Genomic DNA, 8413 nt, shown 5'->3' on the forward strand with positions numbered 1-8413 from the left:
GATCCGGCTGAGCACGCGCATCGCGGTGTTGCGCAGCAGCCGGGCCGGTCGGGTGCGCAGACTCGCCATGCGCGTCATCCGGTCGGTGAAGGCGACCACGCCCAGGGCGACCGGGCGCCGCGTGCTTTCGTAGGTGTCCAGCAGGCTTTCCGGCGCGCCGTCCAGCACCCGGGCCAGCAGCCGCCCGAGGGCCACCGCATCCTGGATGCCGGTGTTCATGCCTTGCCCGCCCGCCGGGCTGTGCACGTGTGCGGCGTCCCCGACGAGGAACACCCGGCCTGCCCGGTAGTGGTCGGCGACGCGGTGGTGCACCCGGAACCGCGAGCTCCACAGCACCTCGTGCACCAGTACCTTGCCCTGCCGCGGACCCCTGGCGTCGAGCAGGGCCTGCACGTCGGCGAGGCTCGGTGATTGCGGCGCCTCGGCGACGGTGGCCACCATCCGGTACCGGTCACCGGTTTCGCACGGCAGCGGCGCGACCACGGTGACGCCTTCCGGCGACAGGTTCAGGCTGACCTCCTCGCGGGCGAGTGGCCAGTCCATCCGCACGTCGGCCAGCACGAAGGAACTGGCGTAGGTGTCGCCGGTGAACCCGATCCCGGCCTGCTCGCGGACCAGGCTGTGCATACCGTCCGCGCCGATCACGTAGCGGGCCCGGAGGGTGTGCGCGGACTCGTCCGCACCGGTCACCGTGACGGTCACGCCACCGGTGCCATCGGTGTCATCGGTGTCATTGCTGATCCCGGTGACCTGCCAGGGGCGCGTCACGTCGCCGCCCGCCGAGCGCAGCCGGGCCAGCAGCACGGCTTCGGTGACGTCCTGCGGCACCATCAGGGTGTGCGGGTAGGCGGTGGGCAGGCCGTCGAACCGCACCGTGGCCAGGGGCCCGGCGGCCGAGGCGCCGTCGCGCACCGTGAAGACCGGCACTACGACGCCCTTTTCGTGCAGTTCCCCGGCCAGTCCGAGTTCGTCGAGCACCTCCAGCGTCCTGGCGTGCACCACACAGGCCCGCGAGGTGTTGGCCCCCTCGGCCTGCCGGTCGAGCAGGACGAAGTCGACCCCGGCGTCGGCCAGGGTGATCGCGGCGGCGAGTCCGGCGGGGCCCGCGCCGACCACGACCACCGACGTGCTTTCCGGGAGGCTGTCGCGCTGCGTGTTCATCGTCTTCTCCTCGTGGAACCCGGTAGGTCAACTGGTGTTGGCCAACGCTTGTTGACGTAACTGTAGCCAGCGGGGAGCGGCGAAGTCAACAGGCGTTGGCCTACAATCGTTGACATGACTGAGGAGACTCCGGCCCGCCGCTCGGACGCGACGCGCGCCGCCATCAAGGAAGCCGCCCGGCGCCGCTTCGCGGCCGAGGGATACCGCAAGGCGACCATCCGGGCGATCGCCGCCGACGCCGGCATCGATCCCGCGATGGTGATGCGCTACTACGGCAGCAAGGAAGAACTGTTCTCCGCCGCCGTGGAGGTCGATCTCGGACTGCCCGACCTGAACGCCGTGGCGCCCGGCACCCTCGGCGAAGTGCTGACCCGGCAGTTCCTCACGCTCTGGGAACGGCCGCCCACCAGCGAAATCCTGTTGACCCTGCTGCGTTCCGCGGTCACCGACGAGGCGCTGGTGGCGAAGATCCAGCAGGTGTTCGTCGAGCAGGTTTCCCCGGCCGTGCTCCGCTTCGGCGATCCGGCGGACGCCCCGCGGCGGGCCGGACTGGTGGTCAGCCAGTTCCTCGGCCTCGCCCTGTGCCGCTACGTGCTCCGGCTGCCGCCGGTGGTCGCGCTGACCGAAGACCGGATCGTCGCCGACGTCGCCCCCGTCATCCAGCGCTACCTGACCGGGGAAGCCTGAGCGGGCACGGTTTTTCTCGCGGAGGGCGCCGGCTTACCCGGAGCAGGCCACGGCGATGCTCACCGCGGCCATGATGGCCGTCGTGATGATGAACATGATGCTGACCGTCATGCCGAACACTCCCGCGGCCCGGTGACGGCCCGCAGCGTGTGCGCGCCGGTTGGCGAGCACGGCCAGGGCGAGTTGCAGTCCGGCGAGAACGAGCGGCAGAAGGCAGTACTGCCACACATAGCCGTGGCGCGCTAGCTCCACACCGTAGGGATAGCGCCACTCCGCCATCGCCAGCGACGCGGGCAGCGGCATCATGAGCAGGGCGCGGAGCACCGCCAGCATGCCGACGAAACCCAGCAGCAAACCGGCGAGGGTGAGGGCGAAGTCGGCACTCGTGCGTTCCTTCCGCACTTCTGTCATCGGACAGCCTCCCTAGGCGAAAGAAATGGTCGCGGGCGCGCGGACGCTCTCTCAGGCCGGAGCGCCGATGAGGTAGCCGGTGCCGCGCACGGTGTGGATGAGCGGTGGTTCGTGCAGCTTGCGCCGCAACTGGCGGATCACGACGTCCAGCACGTTCGTCTCCGGGGCCGCCATCTCGTCCCAGGCACAGCGGAGCAGTTCCTGCCGGGAAACCGGCGTTCCGGCGGTGCTCATCAACCGTTCCAGGACCAGGAACTCCTTGCGGGTCAAGGTCAGGAGCACTCCGCCCCGGCGCACCTCGTGCCTGCCGCCGTCCAGTTCGACGTCCGCGCAGCGCAGCACGACCGGCCGTTCCGTGCCGCTCGTGCCGCTGCGGCGGCACAGGCTGCGCACCCGGGCCACCATTTCCGCCATCGCGAAGGGCTTCGCCAGGTAGTCGCCGCCAAGGCGCAGCCCGTCGAGCCGGTCGGTCAGGCTGTCCCGCGCGGTCAGGAACAGCACCGGCACCGTCCAGCCGCGCTCACGCCGCCATCGCACGTACGGCAGGGCGTCCCCGGCGGGCAGCATCCGGTCGAACACCGCGCAGTCGTAGGAGTTGACGTCGAGAGCCTCGTCCGCGGCGGGCAGATCGGACGCGACGTCCACGGCGAACCCCGCGCCGCGCAGGGCGGCATCGAGGGCCAGCCGCAGGTTGTCGTCGTCTTCGGTCACCAGCACGCGCACTCGTTCACGCTAGCGTGGCACCTCGGCCGGCATGTCCTCGACGGGCGAACTTTCCGGCTCCCGGACGGGTTTTCAGCCCGCCATGTCCATCAGCCAGCCCCGGTCGGCCGCCTTGACCCCGGCCTGGAACCGGCTGCGCGCCCCGAGCCGGTTCATGATGTCGGCGACCATCCGCCGGACCGTGCGCACCGAAATGCCCAGCCGGGCCGCGGCCGATTCGTCTGTGCTGCCCGAACACAGCAGGGCCAGCAGGTCCCGCTCCCGGCGGGTCAGCACGCCGTCCCCGGCCTCGGCGGGTTCCGAAGGGAGCAGCGGCACCGCGCCCTGCCAGATCCGTTCGAACAGTCCCACCGTCGCGGTCACCACCCCGGGCAACCGGAAAACCGCCGCGCCCGCCTGGTATCCGGTGCTCTCGCGGTCCGCGGGCAGCAGCGCGGAGCCCCGGTCGATCACCAGTGCCTGCATGGGAACCTCGGCGTCGGTGCGCACGTCCGCCCCGGCGAGCGACAGGGTGCGCAGCGCGCTGGACAGGCGTGCCGAGTCGGGGCACAGCACCCGGTAACGCACGCCCGGGTGCAGGCCCGTCCGCGCGATCCGGCGCAGCGCGTCGATCGGCCCGGAACCCGGGCCGTCGCTCATGATGAGCACCTCGTGGCGTGCCGACGCCAGGAGCGTGTCGATCTCGGCGTGGGCCGGGGCCGGGCGGCCCCCCACGACCAGGCTGAGCTTGGTGGTGCTCATGGTTTTCCTCCCGTGCAGGACTTTTCGTTGGGCCGCGGCCAGTTCCGGGCCCGGCCCGACGCCGAGCTCGTCGAGCAGCAGTTTCCGGATCCGTTCGAAGGCGGCCAGCGCTTCGTCCGTCCGGCCCGCCTGGTGCAGGGCGAGGACGAGCCGCGCCCAGCTGCTTTCGCACCAGGGCTCCCGCTCGGTCAGCTCGCGCAGCAGCCTCGTCGCCTCACTGGTCCGGCCCAGTTCGAGACAGGCGTCGGCCAGCAGGTGGTTCACTTCCCGGCGCAGCTCGTTCAACCGGGTCGCCGCCGCCGTGGCGGCCTCGAAGACGAGCCCTTCGAACGGTTCGCCCCGCCACAGGGACAGCGCGCCGGAAAGCCGTTCGGCCGCGGTCTCGTACTCGCCCGCGGCCATCGCCGAGCGGGCGGACTCGGCGAGCCTCTCGACCTGGTCGCTGTCACGCTCGCCGGGACAGACCCGGAGCCGGTAGCCGCACGGCCCGCCCTCCAGCCGCTCGCCGAGGCTCCGGCGGAGCTGCCAGACATAGCTGCGCAGGTTGCGCACGGCGGAGGCGGGGACGGCCTGTTCATGCCAGATTGCGCCGATCAGCTGATCCACGCTGACCCACGCGTTAGCGTTCAGGAGCAACACGGCCAGCAGCGCGCCGGGTTTGGTGGCCCTCGGCTCGACGCGCGTGTCGCGCGACGGGCGTACCTGGAGCGGGCCGAGTACGGAAAACTGCATGCGCTTACTTTCCATCGGCACACATGAGGATTTGATGACAGCGAACACAGCGGCGCGAGCCCGGGTGCTGATCGTCGAAGACGACGAGAACGTGCAGGTCGCGGTGGCCGCGCAGCTCCGGGGGGCCGGGCTTGAGGTCCGGACCACCGGCGCCATCGAAAGCGCGGACCAGGCCCTGCGCGCGGATCGCTACGATTGCGTGGTGTTCGACCGGATGCTGCCCGACGGCGACGCCATCGGCTACGTCCACACCCGCCGCCGGCAGGGCTGGCAGGTGCCCGTGCTGTTCCTGACCGCGCGCGACGCCCTCGCCGACAGGGTCGCCGGGTTCGAACACGGCGGCGACGACTACCTCGTCAAACCGTTCGCCATGGCCGAGCTGACCGAGCGGGTGCTCAACCTGTGCCACCGGTCGGGGATCGAGCGGCCCTCGGTGCTGAGCCACGGCGATCTCGTCGTGGACTGCGCCCGCCGCGAGGTGCGGCGGGCCGGGGTGCTGCTCACGTTGTCGAACAAGGAGTTCGCCGTGCTGGAATACCTGCTCACCCGGCCGGAGCAGGCGGTGGGGCGGGCGGATCTGATCGAGCACTGCTGGGACGAGCTGACCGACCCGATGGCCAACGTGGTCGAGGCGGTGGTCAAACGGCTGCGCCGCAAGCTGGGAGGACCGGAGTTGATCCACACCGTGCGCGGCGTCGGCTACCGGCTCGGCGCCTCGTGAACGGCTCCTCCGCCGACCGGCTGCGCAGGCTGCGCTGGGTGCTGACGGCCCTGTTCACCGTCACGAACGCCATCGGTCTGGTGGTGTTCGCCTGGATCGTCGTCGCGGGCGACAGCGAGCAGGGCGTCGCGAAGATCGACGCCGACCTGGACCGGGTCACCTCCTCGGTCTCCAGGCTCGTCGACTTCGACGGCGGGGCCATCGGTTTCAGCCTCGTCAACACCGATCCGCTGAACGGCGACTGCCCCCAGTTCGCGATCATGCCGGGTGGCGCCCCCGCCTTCCAGGCGCACCTGTCCAGCCGCAGTTGCGTGCCGATGGACACCGGGGTGCTCAACGGGCTCGCCGCGGAGGCGGTGCGGGGCGGCAGGATGGTTCCCGGCTACCAGCGGGGTGTCGACGGCGAGCTGGTCAGGGTGCGCGCCATACCGCTGGTCAGCCGGGGCGGCAAGAGCATCGGGGCGGTGGTCGCGGTGGCGGACATGGGACCCCAGCAGCAGCACCACGTGCAGTTCGTGCTCATGGTGATCGGCGGGTGCGTGGTGCTGATCAGCGCGCTCGGCTTCGCGGGCCACGTGCTGTCCGGGCGTTCGATCCGGCCCGCCGCGGCGGCACTGCAGCAGCAGGAGATCCTGCTCGCCGAGACGGCGCACGATCTGCGCGCCCCGGTGGCCGCGCTGCGCGCGCTGGCCGAGGCGGCACTGGACAACCCCACCCAGCGGGCCGACCTGCTGCCCCGCACGGTCCGGCTGGCCGCCACGATGGGCAGCATCATCGACGACCTCCTCGTCCGGGCGCGCCTGGCCGCCGGGGTGGAGCAACTGGCCATCCAGCCGGTCTGGCTGGACCAGCTGGTGACCGGCCTGGTCGAGGACGCCCAGACCGGGGGTGCCAAGGTCACCGTCACCGCGGCACCGACCAAAGTGGACGTCGACCCGACGCTGGTGCAGCGCGCCATCGGCAACCTGCTGGACAACGCGGTGCGGTACGGGCGGAAGCCGGGGGAGGAGGCGATCGTGCACATCACCGTGGCCGGTGGCACCGTGACGGTGGCCGACCACGGGCCGGGCATCGACGCCGAAGCCGCCACGGACGCCTTCGACCGGTTCAGCAGCACCGGCGGGTCGTCGGGGCTGGGCCTGTCCATCGTGCGCTGGGTCGCGCAGGCGCACGGCGGCACGCTGTCGGTGTACAACGCCGACGAGGGCGGCGCGATCTTCGAGCTGCGGCTGCCGGTCAGCGGATCGTGATGGTCTGCCAAGGCGGCAGGCTGACCCAGTCCCCGCCGAGCCGGTAGGCCAGGTAGTAGGTGTACTCGCCGGGCGGGGAAAGGCGGCCGTTGAGCACGAGTTCCCTGGGCACGGTGGTCAGCTCGATGTTCGACAGTTCCGGGAAATCGTGGAAGGCGCCCGTCCGGTCGCGCACCTTGACCGTCAGCCCCCGCAGCGTCACCGCCCGGTCCGCGCTGACGGTGAGGTGCGCCGAGACGTCCGGCCCCGTCTGGGTCAGGCTGAGCTGCCCGGCGATGGTCACCCCGGACGTGCTCGCGGGCGGGACCGGCACCAGGTCCGGTTCCCCGAGCCGGACCAGCGCGAAGACCACCACCGCCAGTACCGCGGAGGCGCCGGCGAGGTAGGGCCACAACGATCGTTTGCCGAACACCCCCTCAGCCTAGGGTCGGTGTACTCGCGGCCGCGCCGATCCCCGCGGTTGATCAGCGAGCGCTCACGTGGCGAAAGCGCTTTCCGGGCGAATCCTGCCACCGGTGGGTCGTGTTCGGAGAAGAATGGCCGCATGAGCATTGAGGGCGACGGTGTCGTGACCGGGGTGCGACTGCTCGCCGAGGGACCGGTCGCCAGGGTCCATGTGGGGCGGGTGGCCGGCGCCGAGGTCGCGGTCAAGGTGTTCCCTGCCGGTTTCGACCGCGCCACCGCGGCGGCGCTGGAGCGCGAGCGCAAGGCGCTCGATGCCGTGCGGGCCGAGCGCACGATCCTGCCCATCGACGGGGTGGCCGATCTGGACGGACGTTCGGGCGTGTGGATGGAACTGTGCCGGGGTTCGCTGGCCGGGCTGCTCGCGCAGGGCGGCCAGGGCGGCGCGCCACTGGCCGTGCCCGACGTCCTCGCCGTCGGACGGACGATCGCCACCGCGCTCGCCTCGGCACAGGCGGTGGACGTCGTGCACGGCGGCGTCACTCCGCACAACGTGCTGTACCGCCTGTCCGGCGAACCGGTCCTCGCCGACTTCGGGACAGCCCTGCGGCGGCGGTTCCCCCGGGACCCGAAGTTCGCCGTGGAGTACGCCGCCCCGGAGACGCTGCGCGACGACACCCTGTCCGCGGCGTCCGACCTGTACGGGCTGGGTGCCGTGCTGTACACCGCGTTGACGGGCGCACCGCCGTTCCCCCACGTCGCCGGGCAGCGGACCGGCGACCGGATCCTGCGCGTGCTGCGCGAGCCGGTGGCCCCGATCACCACGGCCGGGGTCCCGGCCAAACTGTCCGAAGTGGTCTGCCGCCTGCTGGCCAAGGATCCGGCGGACCGGCCGCGGGACGCGGCGGGCGTGGCGGAGTCGTTCGAGCGGCTGTCCCGGACGGCGGCGGGTCGGCCCGAGGTCGAGTTCGACGACTTCGCCGGCGCCGTAGCGCCCGCTCCCGTGGCCTTCCCGGCGCCGTTCCCGCCCTCCGGGCCGCCTTCGGTGTCCGCTGTGCCGTCCGCTGTGCCGTCCGCCGTTTCGGGCGGGGGTGGGCGAACCCTGGTCCGCACCTTCGACGGATCGACGCCTTCGCGGCCCGAAAGGCGGTCGCGGATCGGTCGGCGGCCCGCCATCCTGGTGGGCCTCGGGGTGGCGGTCGTGGGGCTGACCGCGGTGCCGGTGGTCATCGCGCTGAACGCGCCGGCCCGGCAGCTCGCCGCCCCGGTGGCGATGAGTTCCGCCCCGCCCGCACAGCCGCCGTCCTCGGCCGACCCGGCACCGAAGGTGAATCTCGTCCTGGCCCCGCCCGTCGATCTGGGCACCACGGTCCAGCTGAACTGGAGTGCCGACGGCGAACTGGACTTCGCGGTGGTCGTCACGGGTGAACGGATCGGCACGACGGTCCAGGTGGTCAACCACCAGCACACCGCGTCGGTCCCGGTCGACCCGGCCCGCAAGTACTGCTTCCGGATCCGCGCGACCGACGGCACGCACATCTACACCAGCGACCCGGCCCCCCTTCGCGGCGCCCACTGCACCCTC

General features: G+C 71.8%; 9 protein-coding genes. 4 read left to right on the forward strand and 5 right to left on the reverse strand.

The genetic code is table 11. From position 1 onward, the window contains the following. Positions 1-1161 (reverse strand): FAD-dependent monooxygenase (locus FNH05_RS25480; protein WP_144591242.1); only part of this gene is annotated, 1161 nt, incomplete at its 3' end. 114 nt (positions 1162-1275) lie between these two features. Between FNH05_RS25480 and FNH05_RS25485 the strand changes: the two genes are divergently transcribed. Continuing rightward, on the forward strand, positions 1276-1848 hold the full coding sequence (locus FNH05_RS25485) for a TetR/AcrR family transcriptional regulator (RefSeq protein ID WP_144591243.1): 573 nt from the start codon (positions 1276-1278) through the stop codon (positions 1846-1848). Positions 1849-1881: 33 nt separating this feature from the next. Here FNH05_RS25485 and FNH05_RS25490 read toward each other — a convergent pair whose 3' ends face one another. The 3 genes from FNH05_RS25490 to FNH05_RS25500 all read right to left on the reverse strand — a co-directional run bounded on the left by FNH05_RS25490 (position 1882) and on the right by FNH05_RS25500 (position 4455). Next, complete coding sequence (locus FNH05_RS25490; RefSeq protein WP_144591244.1) at positions 1882-2259, reverse strand: hypothetical protein; 378 nt, start codon at positions 2257-2259, stop codon at positions 1882-1884. 51 nt (positions 2260-2310) lie between these two features. Next, positions 2311-2982, reverse strand: a complete 672-nt coding sequence (locus tag FNH05_RS25495) for a response regulator transcription factor (RefSeq protein ID WP_144591245.1) — start codon at positions 2980-2982, stop codon at positions 2311-2313. Positions 2983-3054: 72 nt separating this feature from the next. Then, positions 3055-4455 carry a BTAD domain-containing putative transcriptional regulator gene (locus FNH05_RS25500; RefSeq protein ID WP_186382730.1) on the reverse strand — a complete coding sequence of 467 codons (1401 nt, stop codon included), beginning with the start codon at positions 4453-4455 and terminating at the stop codon, positions 3055-3057. 34 nt (positions 4456-4489) lie between these two features. Between FNH05_RS25500 and FNH05_RS25505 the strand changes: the two genes are divergently transcribed. Both FNH05_RS25505 and FNH05_RS25510 read left to right on the forward strand, forming a co-directional pair. Continuing rightward, positions 4490-5176, forward strand: coding sequence for a response regulator transcription factor (locus FNH05_RS25505; protein ID WP_186382731.1), 687 nt, complete (start codon positions 4490-4492; stop codon positions 5174-5176). Then, positions 5173-6426 carry a sensor histidine kinase gene (locus FNH05_RS25510; RefSeq protein ID WP_144591247.1) on the forward strand — a complete coding sequence of 418 codons (1254 nt, stop codon included), beginning with the start codon at positions 5173-5175 and terminating at the stop codon, positions 6424-6426. The genes FNH05_RS25505 and FNH05_RS25510 overlap by 4 nt, the downstream gene beginning before the upstream one ends. Here the strand turns inward: FNH05_RS25510 and FNH05_RS25515 are convergent. Then, entirely contained in the window at positions 6413-6838 is a 426-nt protein-coding gene (locus tag FNH05_RS25515; protein ID WP_144591248.1) for a hypothetical protein, read from the reverse strand. The two genes, FNH05_RS25510 and FNH05_RS25515, sit on opposite strands and share 14 nt — an antisense overlap. A 132-nt stretch (positions 6839-6970) precedes the next feature. On the opposite strand from FNH05_RS25515, the gene FNH05_RS25520 reads away from it, so the two are divergent. Further along, a partial coding sequence (locus FNH05_RS25520; protein WP_144591249.1) for a serine/threonine protein kinase occupies positions 6971-8413 on the forward strand: 1443 nt, incomplete at its 3' end.

It is taken from the genome of Amycolatopsis rhizosphaerae (assembly GCF_007713715.1).
Lineage (GTDB): Bacteria > Actinomycetota > Actinomycetes > Mycobacteriales > Pseudonocardiaceae > Amycolatopsis_E > Amycolatopsis_E rhizosphaerae.